Origin of the sequence: Mesorhizobium sp. M1409 (assembly GCF_040317535.1) — a bacterium.
Taxonomy (GTDB): Bacteria; Pseudomonadota; Alphaproteobacteria; order Rhizobiales; family Rhizobiaceae; genus Mesorhizobium.
Window position 1 is genome coordinate 1 of the sequence record NZ_JAMYKV010000076.1, and the last position, 22101, is coordinate 22101.

General features: G+C 64.2%; 26 protein-coding genes. 16 read left to right on the forward strand and 10 right to left on the reverse strand.

Annotated elements, in window-relative coordinates:
• Positions 1-80: 80 nt before the first annotated feature.
• The gene (locus tag NKG99_RS32895) at positions 81-359 is read right to left on the reverse strand and encodes an usg protein (protein WP_352873482.1); all 279 of its coding nucleotides are present in this window, start codon (positions 357-359) and stop codon (positions 81-83) included.
• Positions 360-382: 23 nt separating this feature from the next.
• Entirely contained in the window at positions 383-727 is a 345-nt protein-coding gene (locus tag NKG99_RS32900) for a hypothetical protein (protein ID WP_352873483.1), read from the reverse strand.
• A 334-nt stretch (positions 728-1061) separates the two neighbouring features.
• On the opposite strand from NKG99_RS32900, the gene NKG99_RS32905 reads away from it, so the two are divergent.
• The 11 genes from NKG99_RS32905 (at position 1062) to NKG99_RS32955 (ending at position 12561) form a co-directional block, all read left to right on the forward strand.
• Positions 1062-1376, forward strand: coding sequence for a co-chaperone GroES (locus NKG99_RS32905; protein ID WP_352873484.1), 315 nt, complete (start codon positions 1062-1064; stop codon positions 1374-1376).
• Positions 1377-1433: 57 nt separating this feature from the next.
• Positions 1434-3065 (forward strand): chaperonin GroEL, encoded by a 1632-nt coding sequence (gene groL, locus NKG99_RS32910; RefSeq protein WP_352873485.1) that lies wholly within the window; start codon positions 1434-1436, stop codon positions 3063-3065.
• A gap of 66 nt (positions 3066-3131) precedes the next feature.
• Entirely contained in the window at positions 3132-3356 is a 225-nt protein-coding gene (locus NKG99_RS32915) for a hypothetical protein (RefSeq protein WP_352873486.1), read from the forward strand.
• Between the two features lie 73 nt (positions 3357-3429).
• Positions 3430-4149 carry a DUF982 domain-containing protein gene (locus NKG99_RS32920; RefSeq protein WP_352873487.1) on the forward strand — a complete coding sequence of 240 codons (720 nt, stop codon included), beginning with the start codon at positions 3430-3432 and terminating at the stop codon, positions 4147-4149.
• A gap of 281 nt (positions 4150-4430) precedes the next feature.
• A complete protein-coding gene (locus tag NKG99_RS32925; RefSeq protein WP_352873488.1) occupies positions 4431-5315 on the forward strand; it encodes an AraC family transcriptional regulator in 885 nt (294 codons plus the stop codon).
• Positions 5316-5593: 278 nt separating this feature from the next.
• A complete protein-coding gene (locus tag NKG99_RS32930) occupies positions 5594-6658 on the forward strand; it encodes an ABC transporter substrate-binding protein (protein WP_352873489.1) in 1065 nt (354 codons plus the stop codon).
• Positions 6659-6748: 90 nt separating this feature from the next.
• Positions 6749-7582 (forward strand): ATP-binding cassette domain-containing protein, encoded by an 834-nt coding sequence (locus NKG99_RS32935; protein WP_352873490.1) that lies wholly within the window; start codon positions 6749-6751, stop codon positions 7580-7582.
• Positions 7579-8838, forward strand: coding sequence for a sugar ABC transporter permease (locus NKG99_RS32940; RefSeq protein WP_352873492.1), 1260 nt, complete (start codon positions 7579-7581; stop codon positions 8836-8838). The genes NKG99_RS32935 and NKG99_RS32940 overlap by 4 nt, the downstream gene beginning before the upstream one ends.
• 22 nt (positions 8839-8860) lie before the next feature.
• On the forward strand, positions 8861-9589 hold the full coding sequence (locus NKG99_RS32945; RefSeq protein ID WP_352873493.1) for an SDR family oxidoreductase: 729 nt from the start codon (positions 8861-8863) through the stop codon (positions 9587-9589).
• Positions 9590-9788: 199 nt separating this feature from the next.
• Entirely contained in the window at positions 9789-11390 is a 1602-nt protein-coding gene (locus NKG99_RS32950; RefSeq protein ID WP_352873494.1) for an FGGY-family carbohydrate kinase, read from the forward strand.
• Positions 11391-11529: 139 nt separating this feature from the next.
• Positions 11530-12561, forward strand: coding sequence for a cupin domain-containing protein (locus NKG99_RS32955; RefSeq protein ID WP_352873495.1), 1032 nt, complete (start codon positions 11530-11532; stop codon positions 12559-12561).
• A gap of 18 nt (positions 12562-12579) precedes the next feature.
• Here NKG99_RS32955 and dinB read toward each other — a convergent pair whose 3' ends face one another.
• Together dinB and NKG99_RS32965 are read right to left on the reverse strand one after the other, a co-directional pair.
• A complete protein-coding gene (dinB, locus tag NKG99_RS32960) occupies positions 12580-13827 on the reverse strand; it encodes a DNA polymerase IV (protein WP_352873497.1) in 1248 nt (415 codons plus the stop codon).
• A 355-nt stretch (positions 13828-14182) separates the two neighbouring features.
• Positions 14183-14599: a winged helix-turn-helix transcriptional regulator gene (locus tag NKG99_RS32965; RefSeq protein WP_352873498.1), complete on the reverse strand. Its 417-nt coding sequence runs from the start codon at positions 14597-14599 to the stop codon at positions 14183-14185.
• A 111-nt stretch (positions 14600-14710) separates the two neighbouring features.
• Here NKG99_RS32965 and NKG99_RS32970 point away from each other — a divergent pair, with 111 nt between their 5' ends.
• Positions 14711-15298: a dihydrofolate reductase family protein gene (locus NKG99_RS32970; RefSeq protein ID WP_352873499.1), complete on the forward strand. Its 588-nt coding sequence runs from the start codon at positions 14711-14713 to the stop codon at positions 15296-15298.
• A 15-nt stretch (positions 15299-15313) separates the two neighbouring features.
• Here the strand turns inward: NKG99_RS32970 and NKG99_RS32975 are convergent, their stop codons facing one another.
• The 4 genes from NKG99_RS32975 to ada form a co-directional block, all read right to left on the reverse strand.
• Entirely contained in the window at positions 15314-16057 is a 744-nt protein-coding gene (locus NKG99_RS32975) for a 2OG-Fe(II) oxygenase (RefSeq protein ID WP_352873500.1), read from the reverse strand.
• On the reverse strand, positions 16054-16230 hold the full coding sequence (locus tag NKG99_RS36095) for an MGMT family protein (RefSeq protein ID WP_502911079.1): 177 nt from the start codon (positions 16228-16230) through the stop codon (positions 16054-16056). The genes NKG99_RS32975 and NKG99_RS36095 overlap by 4 nt, the downstream gene beginning before the upstream one ends.
• 282 nt (positions 16231-16512) lie before the next feature.
• On the reverse strand, positions 16513-16731 hold the full coding sequence (locus NKG99_RS32985; protein WP_352873501.1) for a hypothetical protein: 219 nt from the start codon (positions 16729-16731) through the stop codon (positions 16513-16515).
• Between the two features lie 21 nt (positions 16732-16752).
• Positions 16753-17883 (reverse strand): bifunctional DNA-binding transcriptional regulator/O6-methylguanine-DNA methyltransferase Ada, encoded by a 1131-nt coding sequence (gene ada / locus NKG99_RS32990; protein WP_352873509.1) that lies wholly within the window; start codon positions 17881-17883, stop codon positions 16753-16755.
• Positions 17884-18000: 117 nt separating this feature from the next.
• Between ada and NKG99_RS32995 the strand changes: the two genes are divergently transcribed.
• Together NKG99_RS32995 and NKG99_RS33000 are read left to right on the forward strand one after the other, a co-directional pair.
• On the forward strand, positions 18001-18297 hold the full coding sequence (locus tag NKG99_RS32995; protein WP_352873502.1) for a type II toxin-antitoxin system HigB family toxin: 297 nt from the start codon (positions 18001-18003) through the stop codon (positions 18295-18297).
• Positions 18297-18695: a helix-turn-helix domain-containing protein gene (locus NKG99_RS33000; RefSeq protein ID WP_352873503.1), complete on the forward strand. Its 399-nt coding sequence runs from the start codon at positions 18297-18299 to the stop codon at positions 18693-18695. Before NKG99_RS32995 ends, NKG99_RS33000 begins: the two co-directional genes overlap by 1 nt.
• Positions 18696-18739: 44 nt before the next feature.
• Here NKG99_RS33000 and NKG99_RS33005 read toward each other — a convergent pair whose 3' ends face one another.
• Positions 18740-19432 (reverse strand): winged helix-turn-helix transcriptional regulator, encoded by a 693-nt coding sequence (locus NKG99_RS33005; RefSeq protein ID WP_352873504.1) that lies wholly within the window; start codon positions 19430-19432, stop codon positions 18740-18742.
• Positions 19433-19609: 177 nt separating this feature from the next.
• Here NKG99_RS33005 and NKG99_RS33010 point away from each other — a divergent pair, with 177 nt between their 5' ends.
• Both NKG99_RS33010 and NKG99_RS33015 read left to right on the forward strand, forming a co-directional pair.
• A complete protein-coding gene (locus NKG99_RS33010) occupies positions 19610-19936 on the forward strand; it encodes a DUF1330 domain-containing protein (protein ID WP_352873506.1) in 327 nt (108 codons plus the stop codon).
• A gap of 163 nt (positions 19937-20099) precedes the next feature.
• Positions 20100-20600: a hypothetical protein gene (locus NKG99_RS33015; protein WP_502911080.1), complete on the forward strand. Its 501-nt coding sequence runs from the start codon at positions 20100-20102 to the stop codon at positions 20598-20600.
• Positions 20601-20682: 82 nt separating this feature from the next.
• Here NKG99_RS33015 and NKG99_RS33020 read toward each other — a convergent pair whose 3' ends face one another.
• Entirely contained in the window at positions 20683-21660 is a 978-nt protein-coding gene (locus NKG99_RS33020; RefSeq protein WP_352873508.1) for a phosphatase PAP2 family protein, read from the reverse strand.
• Between the last annotated feature and the right edge of the window lie 441 nt (positions 21661-22101).

A 22101-nucleotide genomic window follows, 5' to 3' on the forward strand; every position in this document is an offset into this window, starting at 1 on the left:
AACCGAACAAGCGCGCCTTAAATTGGCCAAGGCCTATCCAAAGCCAACGGCCAAAGAGTCATAATCCCTGTGCAGAGGTACTAGTGGATGGCGATGATGCCGTCGACGGCCCGCCATTCCGATGGCTGGATGAGCCGGTGGTGGGCGACGCGGACCGAGTGCAGCGGGCCGTCGAGCTCGCGCTCCCAATAATGGAGAAAGCCCTTGAGTTCGGGAAAGGCCGGGGCGAGATCATAGTCCTGCCAGACATAGAGCTGAAGCAAGCTCGGATGGTCGGGCAGGCGATAATGAATCTCTGCCGTGGTCAGGCCATAGCCCTCCATCTGGAGGCGGAATTCCTTGCTGACGCTCGCGACCATTCGTTACTCCTTTCTGTCGGATATCAGGCACCCAGCCTGTCGAAGAGGTGAGGGAATTCGCCGGGCGGCTGAGGTGGCGCCGAGGCGTCGCCGTCGAGCTTGAACAGCGCGTCCATGATCTGGTCGAACGACACCGGTTGCCTGGCGCCCGGTGGTTGGCGCAGTGCCGGCATGGAATAGACGGCGCAGGCATCCGACGCCCAGGAAGACAGGATCGCGCGCTTTTCCAGCAGGTCGAGTGTGTCGTCGCTCAGCACCTCTTCGGGATGGTTGAAATGGCTGGCCGGCTGGAGCAGGCGGTCAAGCGCGAGGTCGGATGTTTCGGCGGCCGGGGTGGAAGTGATCGGTGAATAAGTCTGTCGTTCCATCGATGTGCTCCGTCTGCGAACAACTCCTTGGGAGGGTAAGCGGTTCCGGCGCCCGCGATGGCGCCGGCGGGAGATAATTTGTTGGATGGTGGCAGAAAATTCAAGCGGCGGCCCGGCGCCCCTCGCGAAATAACCCTGCGTTAACAGGCTTTTGGCACTCGCAGTGCTCGAGTGCTAATTTTTTTCGCCGGGCTCTTGAAACCGAAAACCGGCAAAACTAGCTCGATATGCGCCGCGATGCCTGATGAAGGGTCGCAGCGTTCCGCACCGGTCCGATATTGCCGGTTCGGCGCGGAGGAACCGCAAAAATCTGTTTGTCCATGAGGAGAACGACATGGCGTTCCGTCCATTGCATGACCGTATTCTGGTCCGCCGCATCGAAGCCGAGGAGAAGACCTCCGGCGGCATCATCATCCCCGACACCGCCAAGGAAAAACCGCAGGAAGGCGAAGTGCTCGCCGTGGGCCCCGGCGCACGCGACGACGGCGGCAAGCTTGTCGAACTCGACGTCAAGGTCGGCGACCGCATCCTGTTCGGCAAATGGTCCGGCACCGAGATCCGGCTCGACGGTCAGGATCTGCTCATCATGAAGGAAAGCGACGTGATGGGCGTGATCGAGCAGGCCGAGCAAGTGAAGAAGGCTGCATGATGGCTTCTTCGAAATCCAACCAGTCAACGAATGCCGCCGAGATGAAGGAGTGATCCAATGGCTGCCAAAGAGGTGAAATTCCATACCGAAGCGCGCGAGAAGATGCTGCGCGGCGTCGACATCCTCGCCAACGCGGTGAAGGTGACGCTCGGCCCCAAGGGGCGCAACGTCGTTATCGACAAGTCGTTCGGCGCGCCGCGCGTCACCAAGGACGGCGTGACGGTGGCGAAGGAGATCGAACTCGAGGACAAGTTCGAGAACATGGGCGCGCAGATGGTGCGTGAGGTGGCGTCCAAGACCAGTGATATCGCCGGCGACGGCACCACGACGGCGACCGTGCTTGCGCAGGCCATCGTCAAGGAAGGTGCCAGGGCCGTGGCCTCGGGCATGAACCCGATGGACCTGAAGCGCGGCATCGACAAGGCCGTGGAGGCGGTGGTGGCCGAGCTGAAGGCCAATGCCCGCAACGTGACCAGGAACGACGAAATCGCGCAGGTCGGCACCATTTCGGCCAATGGCGATGCCGAGATCGGCCGCTTCCTCGCCCAGGCGATGGAAAAGGTCGGCAATGAAGGGGTGATCACAGTCGAGGAAGCCAAGACCGCCGAGACCGAACTCGAAATTGTCGAAGGCATGCAGTTCGACCGCGGCTATCTCTCGCCCTATTTCATCACCAACCAGGACAAGATGCGCGTAGAGCTCGACGAGCCCTATGTGCTGATCCACGAGAAGAAGCTCTCCAACCTGCAGGCGATGCTGCCCGTGCTCGAAGCCGCGGTGCAGGCTTCCAAGCCGCTGCTGATCATCGCCGAGGACGTCGAGGGCGAGGCGCTGGCGACGCTCGTCGTCAACAAGCTGCGCGGCGGCCTCAAAGTCGCGGCCGTCAAGGCACCGGGCTTCGGTGATCGCCGCAAGGCCATGCTGGAGGATATCGCCATCCTTACCGGCGGCACCGCGATCAGCGAGGATCTCGGCATCAAGCTCGAGAATGTGACGCTGCAGATGCTGGGTCGCGCCAAGAAGGTGGTGATCGAGAAGGAGAACACCACCATTGTCGACGGTGTCGGGCGCAAGGAAGAGATCCAGGGCCGCATTGCCCAGATCAAGGCGCAAATCGAGGAGACGACTTCCGACTATGATCGCGAGAAGCTGCAGGAGCGGCTGGCCAAGCTCGCCGGTGGTGTCGCCGTCATCCGCGTCGGCGGCTCGACGGAGGTCGAGGTCAAGGAGCGCAAGGACCGCGTCGACGACGCATTGCACGCGACTCGCGCCGCGGTGGAGGAGGGCGTGCTGCCCGGCGGCGGCGTTGCGTTGCTGAGGGCCGCCAAGGCGCTCGATGCCGTGCAGACCGACAATGCGGACCAGCGAACCGGAGTCGAGATCGTGCGCCGCGCCATCGAAACGCCGGTCCGCCAGATCGCCGAGAATGCAGGCGCGGAGGGCTCGATCATCGTCGGCAAGCTGCGCGAGAGGAGCGAGTTCGGCTGGGGTTGGAACGCCCAGACAAACGAATTCGGCGATCTCTTCGGCCAGGGCGTGATCGATCCGGCCAAGGTGGTGCGCGCGGCTCTTCAGGACGCGGCATCGGTCGCCGGCCTGCTCGTGACCACCGAAGCGATGGTGGCCGAGAAGCCGAAGAAGGAAGCCGCCACCCCGGCGATGCCGGCCGGCGCCGGTATGGACTTCTGAGGTCGCGGCCAATCCGCCCGCTCCCCGCGGGGAGCGGGCATCAGTCGAAGAAAAGTGGAGGTAGACATGGACGCAATGGCTGGCCTCGGATCCGTACCGGCGCCGACGCATCAGGCAAAGGAATTCCTGGCCTACGAGACCGAATGCAGGAGCGCGCTGCAGCCGCTGCTGGCACGGCTGCTCGACATGGCCGAAACCGCCGGCTGGAACCGGCGTACCGCGGCGTCGACGCTGATGTTCCTTGCCGCGCAGCAGGTGTCGGCGGCCGCCGGGGCATCCGTCGGCGGCTGAATTGGCGATCGCTGTTTAGCGATCTTCGTTCTGTTGCATGCGACGAAAACATTGCTGTTGTGGAGGTGGAGACGTGATTGCGGGCCGGTTGCGTGAATGCCTGAAAATTCTGAGATGGGAGGCGGGCGACCTGGCGGCCGAACTTGGCCGTCCGCAAAGCGAGGTCGCGTCCTGGCTTGATGGCCGCAATCCGTCTCCGCTTGCCGTCGTCGCTTGGCTGGAGGCGCTGGTGAAGGCGCACAGGGCGCTGCCGGCGCCGGGCCGATGCGTTCCGTCGCTCGACGCTGCCAATGTCGGGCCGGCCAAGATCGAACTGACCGGATCGAGCCTGCCAGGACCGAACTGGGCGGCGATCCGGGCGCGATCGGCGGCGCCGAAGCGGCTATTCAATCCTCGATACAAGACGTCCAGCCCCATCCACCCTATCCCCGGCGGGCCGCGCTCTTCGGTCTTCGGTCCGCCGCAGGTCCTGCACAATCGAGAGGAGGCACAAGCCATGAATCGCGGGCGGTTTGAGGAACCGGTCACCCTTCTGGTCGGAATGGGTTTTCCGAGGAAGATCGACAGCGTGATGGAAGCCTATGCCCTGCTTCAGGACTGGCCGACCGCTAGCCGCAACGGCGCTCATGCCGTCGCGCTCAACGCTTGCAAGGCCGGCATCGCCGGTGAGATCGACCCGGAGACGGTGCGGGCCACCCTGGTCACCTTCGCGCGCCGCAACGACATACTCGTGCCGGATATGGTGTCGCCGCCCGCAGCGGTAGCGAATGGTGCGCTGCACGAGGTGAGGTGACGACGACGCATGACCGATCCGGGCGTTGCCGATGGTTCGAAGAAACCGTCAGCCATGGGCTCCGGGTGCCTTGGCGGCTTTACAGCCGGAGGCATCTTTCCCAGCAGCCGTTCTCTTGACCACAAAAACGTCAAAAAAGTATCGGTCAGATGGACAGACCGTGGTGGCGGCGGCAGGGATTGCCGCCTAAGCTTTGATCACTGCAGAGAGCGGCATACGCGGCCTGCGGAGAGGACACTGCAACTGGTCGCATGACTGGACCGGTGTCGGGAGGAACAGGCATGAATCCGGACTTGGAAGTCGTCCAGATCAGACACGGTGAGTCGTTCAAGGCGTGGGCTCACGGCTATCCCTTCCGCACCGTGCGTTGGCACTTCCACCCCGAATACGAGATCCACCTGGTCGTCGCCACCACCGGCCGCTACTTCGTGGGCGACTTTATCGGTGAGTTCGAGCCGGGCAATCTGGTGCTCACCGGCCCCAATCTGCCGCACAACTGGGTCAGCGACGTGCCGCCGGGCGAAAGCGTGCCGCTACGCGGACGTGTCGTCCAGTTCTCGGAAGCATTCATCGCCGAATCGACGGCGGCCCTTCCCGAACTCGCCGCCTGCGCCGGTATCCTGGAAATCAGCCGTCGCGGCGCGCTGTTCTCGCCGGCGACGGCCGAGCTTGCCGCACCGCTGCTTGCCGAACTGGTCGAGGCGCAGGGCGTGCGCCGCCTCTCGCTGTTCATGGGCGTGCTGGACATTTTGAGCCGAGCCAGCGATGTGCGCACGCTGACCAGCGCCGGTTATCTTCCCGATCCCTCCGGTTTCATGTCGGCGGGCATCAACAAGGCGCTGGCCTACATCAATGGGCATTTGACCGAGCCGTTCAGCGAAGGCGACCTCGCCGAAATCGCCGGGCGCAGCCCCAGCGCGTTTTCGCGCAGCTTCCGTCGCCACACCGGTATGGCGCTGGTGGAATATGTCAACCGGCTGCGCATCAACCTCGCCTGCCAGCTGTTAATGAGCGAAGGCCAGATGTCGATCACCGAGATCTGCTACGCCGCCGGCTACAACAATATCTCGAACTTCAACCGCCGGTTCCTGGCGCAAAAGGGCATGTCGCCTTCGCGTTTCAGGGCGTTGCTGGCGGAAAACATCAATGCGGAGATTGCCGCCTAACAGGGAGGAACCGGGAGGAGCCGAGACTTAGGGAAGGAATAACGCGGTGTGCGCTCAATGCGCCCCGTGCTGGAGATCGCTTGTCCTGAAATCCAGCAATACGGGCTGATCGCCTTCGATCATGCCCAGGAGGATACGTTCGCGGCTGGCTGGGGATCGAGGCAGATCCGTCAGAGAGGCGCAGATCGCACTCCTCGCAACAGTCGGACTTGAAGTCAAGCTGGCGCCACGTGGCGTTCAGGTTTCGTGAAACCATTTTTTGAAACGGAGACATTCGAATGACCAGATTTGCTTGGAAATCGACCAGTGCGGCAGCGCTCGCACTCTCTCTCCTCGGCGGCACGGCCGCCTTTGCCGAGCCCGTCACCGACGCAACCGTCGCCTTCCTCATGCCCGACCAGGCCTCGACCCGCTACGAGCAGCACGATTATCCCGGCTTCGCCGCCGAGATGAAGAAGCTGTGCCCGGGCTGCAAGGTGCTCTACCAGAACGCCGACGCCGACGCCTCGCGCCAGCAGCAGCAGTTCAACTCGGTGATCTCGCAAGGCGCCAAGGCGATCGTGCTCGACCCGGTCGACTCGACCGCCGCCGCCTCGCTGGTCAAGCTGGCGCAGAGCCAGGGCATCAAGGTCATCGCCTATGACCGGCCGATCCCGACGGCACCGGCCGACTTCTATGTCTCGTTCAACAATGAAGGCATCGGCAAGGCCATCGCCGACTCGCTGGTCGAGCACCTGAAGGCGCTGAAGGTCGATCCGGCGACCGGCGGCGTCCTGCAGATCAACGGCTCGCCGACCGACGCGGCGGCAGGCCTGATCAAGAAGGGCATCCACGAAGGTCTCGACAATAGCGGCTACAAAATCCTGGCCGAATACGACACGCCGGAATGGGCTCCGCCGAAGGCGCAGCAGTGGGCCGGCGGCCAGATCACCCGCTTCGGTCCGAAGATCCTCGGCGTGGTCGCGGCCAACGACGGCACCGGTGGCGGCGCCATCGCGGCCTTCAAGGCCGCCGGCGTCGATCCGGTGCCGCCGGTGACCGGCAATGACGCGACGATCGCGGCACTGCAGCTGATCATCGCCGGCGACCAGTACAACACCATCTCCAAGCCGAGCGAGATCGTGGCGGCGGCTGCCGCCAACGTCGCCATCAAGCTGCTTTCGGGCGAGACGCCGAAGGCCGAGATGACGCTGTACGACACGCCCTCGCAGCTGTTCACGCCGGCGGTGGTGACGCAGGAAAACCTGAAGGCCGAGATCATCGACAAGAAGATCAACACCGCGGCCGAACTCTGCGTCGATCGTTACGCGGAAGGCTGCAAGAAGCTGGGCATCGGGAACTGACCGCGACCCTTGCCCGCTCCGCTGTCTGGCCCCCCGCGCGGTGGCCAGACAGCGCTCAATCCTCGAACCGGTTTTTGAAAGGTCTCTGGCATGATTGACACCCCGGACGGACCGGTTCCGACAGGCGAGCTGGTGCTCAGCCTGCGCGGCATTTCGAAGCATTTCGGCGCCGTCTCGGCGCTCACCGACATCGATCTCGACGTCCATGCCGGCGAGGTGGTGGCGCTGGTCGGCGACAATGGCGCTGGCAAGTCGACGCTGGTCAAGATCCTTGCCGGCGTGCATCAGCCGAGCTCGGGCAGCATCAGCTATCGCGGCAAGCAGGTGACGCTGGCCGACCCGAGTGCGGCATTGACGCTCGGCATCGCCACCGTGTTCCAGGACCTGGCGCTGTGCGAGAACCTCGACATCGTCGCCAACATTTTCCTCGGCCGCGAGCTCAGCCCGCTGCGGCTGGACGAGGTGGCGATGGAAGTCCGCGCCTGGACGCTGCTCAACGAGCTGTCGGCGCGCATCCCCAGTGTCCGCGAAGTCGTCGCCTCACTGTCGGGCGGCCAGCGCCAGACGGTGGCGATCGCCCGCTCGCTGCTGCTCGAACCCAAGCTCATCTTGCTCGACGAGCCGACGGCGGCGCTCGGTGTGGCGCAGACGGCGGAAGTGCTCAATCTGATCGAGCGGGTGCGCGACCGTGGCCTCGGCGTCGTCATCATCAGCCACAATATGGAAGACGTGCGCGCTGTCGCCGACCGCATCGTCGTGCTGCGGCTTGGCCGCAACAACGGCATCTTCTCCCCCGATGCCTCGAACCAGGAACTGGTCAGCGCCATCACCGGCGCGTCGAACAATTCGGTGTCGCGGCGCGCCGAGCGCAGACAGTCCCAGCAAACTCCCCGGCAGGATCAGACCCAGGAGCCACGCCCATGAACCGCGACGTGCAACAAGCTGCCCCAGTCGCACCGCAGCTCGACCGCGCCGATGTGCGCGTCAAGCATGAGGTCGGCCTAAGCGGCGCCATCCGCAGGTTCTTCGACCGGGTCCGCTCGGGCGATCTCGGCTCGTTGCCAGTGATCGTCGGGCTGGTCATCATCTGGACGGTGTTCGCCAGCATCAACCCGATCTTCCTGTCGAGCAGCAATCTGGTCAATTTGCTGTTCGATTGCTCGACCGTAGGCGTCATCGCGCTCGGCATCGTCTGCGTCCTGATGGTCGGCGAGATCGACCTGTCGGTCGGCTCGATCAGCGGCTTTGCCTCGGCGATGGTCGGCACGCTGTGGGTCAACCAGGGCTGGCCGGTGGCGCTCGCCATCCTCGCCGCTATAGCCGTCGGCGGCTTCATCGGCGCGCTCTACGCGCTGCTGTTCAACCGGCTCGGCATGCCGAGCTTCGTCTCGACGCTGGCTGGCCTGCTGGCGGTGCTTGGCCTGCAGCTCTACATCCTCGGCTCGACCGGCTCGATCAACCTGCCCTACGGCTCGAACCTGGTGAATTTCGGCCAGCTGCTGGTGATGCCGAAGTTCGTTTCCTTCGGACTGGCGGCCTTGCCGGGCATCGTCATGCTGATCGCCGGCCTGCGCACCGTCGCGCGCCGCCGTGCCGCCAATCTCTCGGCGCCGTCGACCGGGGGGCTCATCACGCGGGCGATCGTCATCACGGTCATTCTCGAACTCATCGTCTTCTATCTCAACCAGGCGCGCGGCATTCCGTGGATGTTCGGCCTGTTCGTCGGTCTGGTCATCGCCATGCACTATGCGCTGACGCGGACGAAATGGGGCCGCTCGATGTCGGCGGTCGGCGGCAACCGCGAGGCGGCACGGCGCGCCGGCATCAATGTGCGGCTGATCTATTCCAGCGCCTTCGTGCTGTGCTCGATGCTGGCTGCTTTCGGCGGCGTGCTTTCGGCGGCCCGCCTTGCCTCGGCCAGCCAGCAGGCCGGCACCGGCGACGTCAACCTCAACGCCATCGCGGCGGCCGTCATCGGCGGCACCAGCCTGTTCGGCGGCCGCGGCAGCGCCTATTCGGCACTGCTCGGCATCATCGTCATCCAGTCGATCGCCAGCGGCCTGACACTGCTCGATCTGTCCTCGTCGCTTCGGTACATGATCACCGGCGCCGTGCTTGCCATCGCGGTCATCGTCGACTCGCTGGCACGCCGCTCGCGTGTCTCGCATGGCCGGGCCTGAACCCATCAACAGGAAGCAAGACATGAGCGAAGAACTGTCCGGAAAAGTTGCCGCCGTCACCGGCGCGGCGTCAGGCATCGGCCTCGAATGCGCCAGGCATATGCTGGCCGCCGGCGCCACCGTGGTGCTGGTCGACCGCGCCGAAGCGACGCTGACCAAACTGTGCGCCGAGCTTGGCCCCAAGGCGATCCCGCTGGTAATCGACCTGGTGCAGCCGGCGAGCGTCGCCACCATGATGCCGCAAATCCTGGAGAAGGCCGGCCAGCTCGATATCTTCCATGCCAATGCCGGCGCCTATGTCGGCGGCGAGGTGGCGAACGGCGATCCCGACGTCTGGGACCGCATGCTCAACCTCAACATCAACGCCTGCTTCCGCTCGATCCAGGCGGTGCTGCCGCACATGATCGAACGCAAGACCGGCGACATCATCGTCACCAGCTCGATCGCCGGGTTGGTCCCGGTGGTCTGGGAGCCGATCTACACGGCCTCCAAACACGCCGTGCAGGCCTTCGTCCACACGGTGCGCCGGCAGGTCGCCAAGCATGGCCTGCGCGTCGGCGCCGTGGCGCCGGGTCCGGTGGTGACGGCGCTGGTCGACGACTGGCCGAAGGCCAAGCTCGAGGAAGAACTCGCCGCCGGCGGCCTGATGCAGCCGCGCGAAGTGGCCGAGGCCGTGATGTTCATGCTGACCCGGCCGCGCAACGTGACGATCCGGGATTTGGTGATTTTGCCGCAGAGCAATGATCTCTAAGCGAATAGGGAATAGGGAGTAGCGAATAGGCAGTAGGCAGTAGGCAGCAGGGAAGATGTAGACACAGTCTTACAGGCCGGCTCAAAAACTCTTCGCGCGTCCTATCCCTACTAACTAATCTCCTACTTGCCTACTTGCCTACTTGCCTACTGCCTACTGCCTACTGCCTATTGCCTATTCCCTGAACCGGAGGTTCCCCATGCCCCACTATCTCGGCATCGATGTCGGCACCGGCAGCGCGCGGGCCGGGGTGTTTGACCACACGGGAAACCTGCTTGCCTCGGCCAAGCGGGACATCGAGGTCTGGCGCGAGCCTAGCGATATTGTCGAGCAGTCGAGCAATGATATCTGGCGGGCGGTGTGCACGGCCACCCGTACCGCTGTCGCTGAAGCCGGCATAGCGCCGGAGGCGATCGCCGGCATCGGCTTCGACGCCACCTGTTCGCTGGTGGTGCTGGGCGAGGGCGGCGTGCCGTTGCCGGTTGGCCCGTCCGGCAATGCAGAACGCAACATCATCGTCTGGATGGACCACCGCGCGGTCGAGCAGACGCGCCGCATCAACCGCAGCAGCGAAGCGGTGCTGAATTATGTCGGCGGCGTCATCTCGCCGGAGATGGAAACGCCGAAACTCCTGTGGCTGGCCGAGAACATGCCCGCCACCTTCAACGCCGCCTGGCAGTTCTTGGACCTCGCCGACTTCCTCACCTGGCGGGCGACCGGCAGCCTTGCGCGATCTGTATGCACGGTGGCCTGCAAATGGACGTATCTGGCGCATGAGAGCCGCTGGGACGAGACTTACTTCCGCAAGATCGGCCTCGGCGCCCTTGCGGATGAGGGGTTCGCCCGCATCGGTACCGAGATCGTGCCTGCGGGTGCCGCGCTCGGCGGCGGACTGACCGCGCAGGCGGCAGTGGATCTGGGCCTTGTCCCCGGCACCGCGGTGGCGGCCGGGCTGATCGACGCGCATGCCGGCGGCGTCGGCACGGTCGGCGCGCGTGGCGAGTTCGGCAGTGTTCTGTCGCGCATGGCCTATGTCTTCGGCACCTCGGCCTGCACCATGTCCTCGACCGCCGAGCCGGCCTTCGTCGATGGGGTCTGGGGTCCGTATTTCTCGGCCATGGTGCCGGGCCTGTGGTTGAACGAGGGCGGTCAATCGGCGGCGGGTGCGGCCATCGATCATCTGGTGCGCATGCACCCGGCGGCCGGCGAAGCGACCGCCAAGGCGCAGGCCGAGGGCCTCAGCCTGAGCGCCTGGCTGTCGCTGCAAGCGCAAAGCCGCAACGGGGCCGCGGCAACGCCGGCGCTGGTCGGCGGCATCCATGTGGTGCCGGAATTCCTCGGCAACCGCGCGCCTTTCGCCGATCCGGACGCACGCGCGCTGATTGCCGGGCTCGATCTCGACACCAGCCTCGACAGCCTGGTCGCGCTCTATGTCGCCGGCGTCTGCGGGCTCGGCTACGGCGCTCGCCAGATCGTGCGAGCCGAGCATGACAAGGGCATTGCCGTCGACACCATCGTCGTCAGCGGCGGCGCCGGGCAGAGCCCGCTGGTGCGCCAGCTGCTGGCCGATACGACAGGCATGGTGGTGGTGGCATCGACCTCGCCGGAGCCGGTGCTGCTCGGCTCGGCGATACTGGGCGCGGTCGCCGCCGGAACATACAAGGATGTGGCGGCGGCCATGGCCGGCATGTCGGAACTCGGCGAGGTCTATCATCCCGACGCTACGCTGGCCGGCTGGCATGCCAAGCGCTTCGCCGCGTTCGAGCTGCTGCAGCAGGCCGGCAAGGCCATCCGAGGTTGAAGCGAGCGGCTCCTGTCGGGCTCTGTCAGGAACGTGGCGAACACCGCTTGGCTACGATGTAGGAAGCTGGCAGCTTTGCTCTGTCGTGGACGCTCCTGCGGCTTGCGACGATGGCAGGGCGACAGAACCAGGAGGCCGTATGGCAGACGAAGCGAAAGCGCCCGTGCCATTCGCATCGGATGAGGTGCCGTGGACGGAATGGTCCGATGTGCCGCGCTTCGGCGTGCGCTACCGGCATTTGTCATTGGCCGCTCTCGGCGAAAACCACCATGTCGGCGTGGCGATCGAGGAGTTGCCGGTGGGCAAGCAGACCTCGCCGGCGCATTACCATATCCTCGAGGAAGAGCATGTCTTCATTCTCGAAGGGACGCTCACCGCTTATGTCGGCGACGCCGCCTATGTCATGAAGTCCGGCGACTATATCTGCTTTCCGGCAGGTGCCGCGGCGGGGCATTGCCTCATCAACACAAGCGACGCGCCGTGCCGCTATGTCATCGTCGGCGAGCGCAACCCGAACGACGTGGTCGTCTATACCGCCTCCAACAAGGTGCTGGTGCGCGCGCTGGGCAGCCGCGCGATCTTCGATCTCTCGGCGACCCGCAACTACTGGGACGGCGAGAACACCGGCCTTGCCGCCGGCGATCCGTCGCCGTCGGATGTGACGTCCGATGTCACCAAACCCCCGGCCGCGCCGATCCCGCCGATCGCCAGCGATGCCGTCGAATGGGAGGTCGAGGGTGACGGCCCGCGGTTCGGCGGCCGGTCCAGGCATCTGACCCATGCCGCTCTGGGGCGGCCAGACTACCATGTCGGCGTGCTGATCGAGGCGCCGGCCCCCGGCATGCGCCTGGCGCCCCGGCACTACCACATGCTCGAAGAGGAGCACGCGCTGATCCTGGAAGGGCAGGTGGCGCTGCTGCTTGGCGAGGAGCGCCACGAGATGAAGGCCGGCGACTATGCCTGCTTTCCCGCCGGCCGGCCGGTTGGTCATTCCTTCCTCAACAGCGGCACCGGGCCGTGCCGCTATCTGATGATCGGCGAGCACAATCCCAATGAGGTCTGCGTCTATCCCGATTCCAACAAGATGGGGGTCGACGCCTTGCGCCGGCGCGACGGCATTTTCGACATGGCAGCGGTGCGACGGTACTGGGATGGCGAAGAGACGCAATAGCGCCCGGCTGTCTCCGGCTCACAATTCCTTCTCCGCCAGTTCCCTGAACTCGTCGGGCACCGAGCGCGCTGCTTCCAGCGCCACCGTGCCGTAGCCGACCGCCTGTTTGCCGAAGCGTTCGCGGATCTTGTCGATGGCGCGGTCGGCGTCGAAGCGTGCCAGGCCTTTCCTGGTACCGGGCCGGCGTTTCTCATCGGCGAGGCCGAGGGGCAGTTCGAGCTGCAGCTCGAAGCTTTCCTCGAGATGTGAGACCGAGATCGCGAGCAGGGAGATCAGCTTCTCGTGCGGATGGTCGGCGAGCACGCCGCGCACCAGGTCGCCGGCGATCTCGGCCAGCATGGTTGTCGCCGAGATCGGCTGGTCGAGCGTGATCGAGCGCGTGACGGCGCTGAGATCGGCAAAGCGCACGCGCACGGTCACGGTGCGGCCGGGCCTCGCCTTGGCGCGCAACCGGCTGGCGACACGGTCGGCCAGGTGCAGCAGGGTGGGCACGATGACCCGCGCCACGGCCGGCTTCTGGCCAAGCGCCGATTGCGCGCCGGCCGAGTGCGCCCGGCGCTTCGTCTCCAGCTTGCGCGGGTCGCGGTTCCACGACAGCGCGGCGAGTTTTTCGCCGGCGGCGGGACCGAGCAGCCGCGTCAGCGCGCCGCTGTGGGTCCGGGCCAGCTGGCCGACGGTCTCGACGCCGATCTCGGCCAGCCGCGCCCTGGTCGCCGGGCCGACGCCCCACATCAGCCCGACCGGCAGATCGTGCAGGAAGGCGATCTCGGTGCCGGGCTCGACGACCACCAGCCCGTCGGGCTTGGCGACCTGCGAGGCGATCTTGGCCAGGTGCTTGGTGCGCGCCACGCCGATCGAGATCGGCAGGCCGAGTTCGGCCCGCACGCGGCGGCGGATGGTCGTGGCGATCTCTTCTGGCTGCCCGAACAAATGCGTGCAGCCGGCGACATCGGCAAAGGCCTCGTCGATGGAGATGCGCTCGACCAATGGGGTGAAATCGTCGAGCACCTTGATCGCCGCGTCGCCCAGCCGCTGGTAGTGGTTGAAATTGCCGCCGACGAAGATCAGCTGCGGGCAGAGCTCGCGCGCCTTGCGTCCCGGCATGCCGCCGCGCACGCCGAAGGCGCGCGCCTCGTAGGAGGCAGCGAGCACAACACCGCCACCGACCGCGATCGGCTTGCCGCGCAGCGACGGGTCGAGCAACTGCTCGACCGAGGCGTAGAAGGCGTCGAGATCGGCATGCAGGATGGTGGCTGTCGTTTCCATCCGGCCGCATATCCAACGTTGCTGATAGACCTGAACAAATAGAGAACAAAAGGGGGTGATTTGTCAAGCGGAGAGCGGTTTGCGGAATGCCTGGTGAGGTAATCGCTCTCGGTTCGAATGCGTCGCCAAAACCGCAGCGGTAGCGCTGCCCCTCACCTGCCTGCCGGCATCCTCTCCCCGGAGAGGGGCGCTCTCATCGACGGTTTCGCCAACCACCAGCGTTGCAAAAATGGATGCCGGCGTTGCGGCCAGCCCCCTTCTCCCCGTCACTATACGGGGAGAAGTGCCCGGCAGGGCGATGAGGGGCGGCGGCCACCTTGCAGAGGAGAGTGGTGCTGTTCACGGACCGCGACTACTAGCCAACATGCTCCGCTCGCAACGCCGCCTTCATTCGTTCCAGTTCGGGCTCGCCGCCCGCCGCCAGCTCGTCGGCGATCCGCGCCAGTCTGTCGTCGGCACTACGGTGCTTGCTGCCCCATGCGCCAAGCGTGGCCAGCACGGGCAGCAGGTCGATGCCGGCCTCGGTCAGCCGATAGACAGTCTTCAGCCCATGCGTCGGGTCCTCGCTGCGGGTAAGGATGCCTTCCTGCTGCAGCGTCTGCAGCCGCTCGGCCAGCGTGCGCGACGAGATGCCTTCGTCGGACTGCAGGAATTCGCGAAAATGCTTTTTCCCGGCGAAGACCAGGTCGCGAATGATGAGCAGCGTCCAGCGGTCGCCGAGCAATTCGAGCGACAGGTTGATCGGGCAGCCGGATTTTTCACGGGTCGACATTTCTATGCTTCCATTTTTAAATCGCTTTACTATTGACATCATTTTTACCTTGGGTCAATGGTTCCGAAAGTAAACCAAAGTTCTTTCGAGCCTGACGACCGGGAGACGACAATGAAAAAGCTGATCCTGCAGATGCAGATGTCGGTCGACGGTTTTGTCGGCGCCAATGAGGACCACCGCTGGCAGCTCTGGGGGTGGGGCGACGACATCGGCTGGGACGAGGAGCTGAAGCAGGATTTCAACGCTGTCTTTTCCGGCATCGACACCATCCTGCTCAGCCGCAAGATGGCGGAGGAAGGCTATCTCAGCCATTGGGGCAAGGCAGCGAAGAAGTTTCCGCGCGACCCGTTCTATGCTTTCGCGCAACGCGTCGTCGACGCCCAGAAGGTGGTGCTGAGCGACAAGCTTGAGCAATCGGCGTGGGAGCGCACGAGGCTGGCCAGCGGCGACCTGCCGCGCGAAATCAATACGCTGAAGGCGGGCGAGGGCGGCGACATGGCCGTCTTCGGCGGCGCCGGTTTCGCCTCGGCGCTGATCGCGGCCGGGCTGCTCGACGAGTTCCAGCTGTTCATCAACCCGGCGGTGCTGGGTGCCGGACGCCGCATCTTCGACCAGGGCGGTTTCCAAAACTTGGCGCTGCTCGGCTCGAAGGCCTATGCCTGCGGCTTGGTGATCAACCGCTATGCTCCGGCGGGGTGAGGCGGCTCACGATCTTCACTTCGCATCATGAAAAATGATGCCGACCGTGTGGCGCATGCCTGAGCGCAGCCGGCTGACGCCGTGTCGCAGATTGACGCGGTAATTGCCCTTGGTTCCCTGCACCGGCCGGTTGTGGACGGCGAAGACAACGGCGTCGCCGTGGCGCAGCGGCACCACCTCGACCCGGCTCTGCATGCGCGGCCGCTGTTCGGTCAGCGCGAACTCGCCGCCGGTGAAATCCTGGCCCGGCTCGGAAAGCAGGATCGCCACCTGCAGCGGGAAGGCGAGATCGCCATAGAGGTCCTGGTGCAGGCAGTTGAAGTCGCCAGGCACATATTGCAGCAACAGCGGCGTCGGCCGCGTCTGGCCCGCGGCATGACACTGTTCGAGAAGGGCGGCATGGGTCGCGGGGTAGCGCGTGGCCTGCCCCATGCGCTCATTCCAGCGGTTGGCGACCTCGGCCAGCCTGGGATAGAGCGCGCTGCGCAGGCCGCCGAGCAAGTCCGGCAGGGGATAGCGGAAATAGCGGTACTCGCCCTTGCCGAAGCCGTGCCTGGCCATATGGATGTGGCTGCGGAAATGCTTCTCATCCGAATAGAGGCCGGCGATCCGCCGGCACTCCTGAGGCGACAGCAGCTTTTCGATCACCGCGCAGCCGAAGCCGTCGAGTTCGGCGGCAAGCGCCGGCCAGTCGTAACCGGCGACGCGTGTCTTGGCGGCTTCGACCACGGATGCGGCAACCTTGGCGTGGGCGTTCATATCGTAGCCTCCTTGTCGAGCAAAGCGCGCTTGCGTTCGACGCCCCAGCGGTAGCCGGACAGCGTGCCGTCGGCGCGGACGACGCGGTGGCAGGGAATGCCGACATAGGCGATGGTGTCGAGGGCGGCATGGACGGTCGCCGGTGCGGCTATTTGCGTTTGCATGAGCTTCATTGCCTTTACTCCCTTGTCTGTGCCTGAACTCTACAGAGACGGCTTCCCGCACTCACTCCAGTGCTTGCTTTCAAATTCAAGTCGCCAAGGTAGGTGCTCTATGGCGCCCCCCTCTGTCCTGCCGGACATCTCCCCCACGGGTGGGGAGATCGGCTGTCGCCATGACCTTCGCCAATCTCGAATGTTGCAAGAAGAGAGCCGGCGCCAGAACTGCCAATCTCCCTCCTTGTGGGGGAGATGTCCGGCAGGACAGAGGGGGGCGCCGTAGAGCGCTGACGGTGCTCATGCGACACGGGTGACAGCGAGTTCCCCCAGCAGAAACACCTCACCAGTCAACAGCCTCAGCTCGATGTCGCCTGTCGCGGTCCGGCTCCACTCGGCTCTGCCGTCATCGACAAGCGTGCCGATGGCCACCATCACCCGTGACTTCGCGTCCTGGGCGTGGCGGCTGGTCACCTCGCCGTTGCGGGTCTGGCTGTTCGCATGGCGAGACCTTGCCATCGCGCGCATCGCGGGTCCTCGTCAGGCCCGCGAAGGCCGGTATGTGGGTGTCTTCACCACGTCCGATCCGACAGCCGCCTCACGGTCGAGGAGCGCGCGCTTGCGCTCCGCGCCCCAGGCGTAGCCGGACAGGGCGCCGTCCTTGCGGATCACGCGATGGCAGGGAATGGCGATGGCGAGATTGTTGGCGGCGCAGGCGGCGGCGATGGCGCGGGTCGCCTTTGGCGTGCCGATGCGTTCTGCAATCTCGGCATAGGAGACAGTCTGGCCGACGGGGATGTCCTGCAAGGCCTGCCAGACGCGCTGCTGGAAGGCGGTGCCGCGCACGTCGAGCGGCAGGTCGAGGCCGAGTGCCGGCACTTCCACGAAACCGACGACGCGGGCGACCAGCATCTCATAGTCACGGTCGCCGCCGATCAACCGTGCCTTGGGGAAGCGGTCCTGCAGGTCGCGCACCAGCACGTCGGGATCGTCGCCGAGCAGGATCGAGGCGACGCCTTTTTGGCTCGAGGCGACCAGGAGGGTGCCGAGCGAGGATTCGCCGACGGCGAAGCGGATCTCCTCTTGGGCACCGCCGGCGCGATAGCGCGTCGGCGTCATGCCGAGCATGCCGGTCGATTTCTCGTAGAAGCGTCCGCTCGAATTGAAGCCGGCATCGTAAATCGCCGTCGTCACGCTGGCGCCGTCTTCCAGGCTCTGGCGGACCCTGGCGGCGCGGTGCGCGGCCGCATAGTCCTTCGGCGTCACCCCGGTGACGGCCTTGAAGATGCGGTGGAAGTAGCCGGTGCTGCGGCCGGCGGCATCAGCCAGTTCAGCCAGCGACGGTTCTTCCTCGCTCTGCTCGATCCCGCGGCAGGCGTCGGCGACCATCGCGGCGTTGCCGGCCTCGGGCGACGGGCCATCCGGATTGCAGCGCCGGCACGGGCGAAAGCCGGTCGCCCTGGCCTGTTCCAGCGTGCCGTGCAACCGCACATTCCTGGGGTTGGCGCACCGCGACGGGCAGGAGGGCCGGCAATAGACGCCGGTCGTCGCCACCGAATACCAGAACTCGCCGTCTGCCGATTTGTCGCGCGCGACAATGCGCGCCCATCGCGGATCGTCGGCGACCGGCAGCGGCGCGGATTTCAGATTTTTGGGCAGGGTGATGAACATGGCCGCATTGAAGCCGCCAAAAGCCGGTCCCGCCACCCGTTTCCTGCCAACAGTCAGGAGGTCTTCCCAATCTGGGAATCCTCTTGTTCCCAATCTGGGAATTTGCTATATCTGGCCATGCAGATAATCGCCAAGAAAGCGCTGAAGGATTTTTGGGCCAAACACAATCAGGCCGAAGCTCCTTTGACGGCTTGGTATGTGGCTGTGGGCAATGCCGACTGGAAGACCCCGGCTGACATCAAGAATGCATTTGGAGCGACGGTTGATTTCGTGGGCGACAATCGCGTCATTTTCGATATTGGCGGCAACAAGTACCGCTTGATTGCCCACGTCGCCTACAAGTTTCACCGCGTTCTGATCAAATTCGTCGGGACGCACAAAGAGTATGACAGGATTGATCCGGAGAAGGTGTGATGGAAAACATTCGACCCATTAAGACCGAAGCCGACTACGATTGGGCGATCGCCGAAATCAGCAGGTATTTCGAGAATGAGCCGGAGGTCGGCACTCCCGATGGTGACCGCTTCGACGTTCTCGCAACTCTGATCGAGGCTTATGAGGATGAGCATTATCCGATCGAAGCACCCGATCCCGTTGAAGCTATTCGTTCGCACATGGAACTGTTCAACCTGTCGCGAAAGGCTCTGGCCGAGGTGATCGGATCATCGCCTCGGGCGACCGAGGTGCTGAACAGAAAGCGCGCACTCACCCTGGATATGGTCTTCAAACTGAACAAGGAATGGAACATTCCCGCCGAAGTCCTCGTGCAACCCTATCACCTTGCAAATGACAGGGAGCGCAAGCGCGCCTAAGCTTCGGTCGGGCTCGTGGGCATGTTTGGGGTGTCCCGGCTCTCCTATGCCGCGCGTTTGGGCTCCACGGCGAACGGGCTGAGCCCGAGCCAGGTCTGCATCTTCCTGCCGATGGCCTGGTCGCCGGTCAGGGCAACCTTCGCGCCGGCCTTCTCGACGGTCAGCAATCCCATCCAGATCGCCGTCATCGTGTGCAGGTCGGTCGAGACGTAGAGGTCGACGTCGAAGCCCGGATCGTACCAGCACAGATCGACCTCGCCGTGCTTCTCGACGATCAGCCACCACGACCGTTTGGACGCCGGTAGGTCCTGATACAGAAATTGTATCACCGTGCGCCCCTCGGGCAGCGGCGAGGGGTTCAAATTGCGCCGCATGTCCCACATCAGCAACGACGGATCGAGGTTCTTGAGCGACAGCCGGGACTCGACCCATTTCTGCCCCCAGAAGCCCATCGCCTCGACGACCGGGCGCAAGTCCCGGCCGGCCTCCGTCAGCCGATAGTCGAAGATCCCCTTCTCACCCTGGACCTCCTTGCGCTCGACGATCCCGGCGATCTCGAGCTCCTTCAGCCGTTGCGACAGAAGGGTCGGCGACATTTTGGGGACGCCGCGGCGCAGGTCGTTGAAGCGGGTCGAGCCCGCCACCAGTTCGCGCATCAGCACCATCGTCCAGCGGGTGCACAGCACCTCGGCGGCCATCGATAGCGGGCAGAACTGCTTGTATCCGTGCTGGGTCATGATTGGTGTTTCTCCCTCGATCGTTGGCCGAACATTAGCCCTTCGTGACTGAAGCGGCGAGTACAGAAACTGTACCGGCCTAGTACAGATCGCGGACTGGTTGGCGAGCGGCTTGCCATGCGAGCCCTTTTGCCGGTTGCACGGGATACCCCTGTGCGCCGCAACCAGGAGACTACCATGACCGCTTACGTTATCGCAGACATCAAGATAAGCGACCCGCAGTGGGTGCCGGCCTACGCCGCATCGGTGCACGACCTCGTCCACAAGCATGGCGGCAGGTATCTGTCGCGCAGCGGCAATGTGAAGACGCTTGAAGGCAAGCCGCTCGACACCACGCTGATCGCCCTGATGGCGTTCCCGTCGGAAGCGGCGGCCCGCGCCTTCACCAACGATCCGGCCTATGCGCCCTTCGTTTCGGCCCGTCAGGGCGGCAGCGAAAGCCGTTTCCAGCTGATCGACAACACCGATCTGGCCGGAACGATCCCGTATCTGCCGAAGGGATGACCGGCATCCCTGTCATCGTTTTCGGGATCTCCAAGCAGCAACAGTCACAGCGCTTGCCTGCCGGGCCTCCGTATTTTCGGCGGCCGGCCAGCTGTGCTTTTTCAAGAAGAATGGAATGAAGATGATATCGAATTTTCGCAACAGGCCGAATTTTCGGCTTGCCATGACCGGCGCCATGCTGGCTATCTGCACCACCTTCGCACAGGCGCATCAGGAAGCGGCCGCGCCGGCGTCCGGCCCCAATCCGCTGGCCGACAAGGTGCGAACCGCCAACAGCCGGTTTCTCGACGTCAAGGCTGCTACCTCAGAGGGCTATTCGCCCATTCCCTGCGCCAGCGGCATCACCGGTGGCGCCATGGGCATCCACTATGTCAACGGCCAGTATCTGAAGGACGACAAGATCGACATCGCCCGTCCCGAAGCCGTGATGTACGAGCCGATGGCCGACGGCACGCTGCAACTGGTGGCGGTCGAATACATCACCTCGAAGGGGCCGGCATCGTTGGACGGCCAGCTGTTCAACTTCAACAGCGCGCCCAATCGCTACGGCCTGGGTGAATTCCACGAACTGCATGTCTGGGCCTGGAAGGGCAACCCGACCGGCACTTTCGCCGACATGAATCCGAAAGTGTCATGCGAGCACGTGATGGCGCCCAGCCAGTAAGCGCCGGGCCAGCAAGCAATGAAGCCAGGCGGCGTCAATGCCGCCTGGCCGCGCTCCTCACGGCGTCAGACAGATACGGTCGCTATGACGCTTGATCCGGAACCGCCAATCCGACCTCGGTGATTTCGAGGCTGGCTTGCGGCAAGAGGGAGCGTCCCGTCACGTACCAGAGCAGGGACACGACAAGGATCGAGAGATAGCCATCCACGGCATAGTGCCAGCCGGTGTAAACCGAGCCGAACAGGATGAACGCCGCGAAGGACCAGCCTGCGATGGCCCACCGACGACCGAAGCCTGCCAGGAAGAACGCGTTGAGCGTGGCGATGGCGACGTGCATGCTTGGCATGGCGGAGATGCCGCCGCCCAGTTCCGGGCGGCCACTTTGGTAGGCTGCAAGCAGATAGTCGGCATAGACATGGACCGATGCGCCGTAGCCGTTCCGCGCCAGGGCGGTTCGCAGCCCGGCAAACCGGTCACCGCCGTAGAACTGGTCGTGGAATATCGGGCCGGTGGACGACAGCAGGGTCGCCAGAACGGTGCCGCACAGGATCGTTGTCAGCGCGAACGCCCATAGATAGCGCAAGCGCCTGGCCGGATCGTTCCAGAAGGCGACGAAGAGCACGGTGCCGAACCATTGCACGAGCCAGCCATATCCATAGCCGGCGAAAATGACGACCGAGACCGGTTCGGAAACGACGCTATGCGCCCATGCCCAGGGATCCGTGCCATGCAGCCGAAAATCAAGCTCCGCCAGGGCGCGGTCGGCGTAGAACGGCACGATGTCGGGAATGGCGACCTTCAAGGTGGTGAAGGCGCTGATGCCGAGAAAGAACAAAAGGATCACGGGTGCGGCTGTCAGCCAACGCTGCCCGAGCGTGTCGAAGATGAACCTTGTCGGGGTATGTCGGGCAAATGCCAGCGCCGCCACACCAAGGCCAGCCGCCAGAAGCGCGGGCAGGAAAAAGGCGAACGGCTCGGCATAGGATAGCGCCAGATGCAGGTAGCGATCCGGCCGCAGACAAAAAGCGGTCACGGCATAGATGAGACACAACGCAGTCAACAGCCAACCGCTCCTGATTGTCACGATGTCCAGGTCAAGGATGGCAGTTAAGCGGCTATTATAGCCGCGCTGCCCTGTGTGCGCATTCATCGAAGGACATCCCGCCAGTTGCCCGAAAGACTGTTATGGAGTATTTCGCTGATAAAGTATTACCATTCGGTTACACTCGAATTCAAGTAGATTTTTCTACGTTAGATAGTTATAATTCACAATTTATTGGCAAGGATTCGTTGACGAAGATGTTGCGCCGGCAACGCCCGGGATCGTCGCCGTCGCGCTGCCTTCTTGTCGTCAAGCTCCGATCACGATCGAAAGTGGGGCCAACCCCGGGCGGGCAGGGGCCCCCGTGAATAAAGAGGTTAGCGGAGGGGGGGGGTTTGAAGGCGCGGTGTGGGGGGTGGTAATTAAAAAAAAGGAGAAGGACACCCTAATAACGCGGTT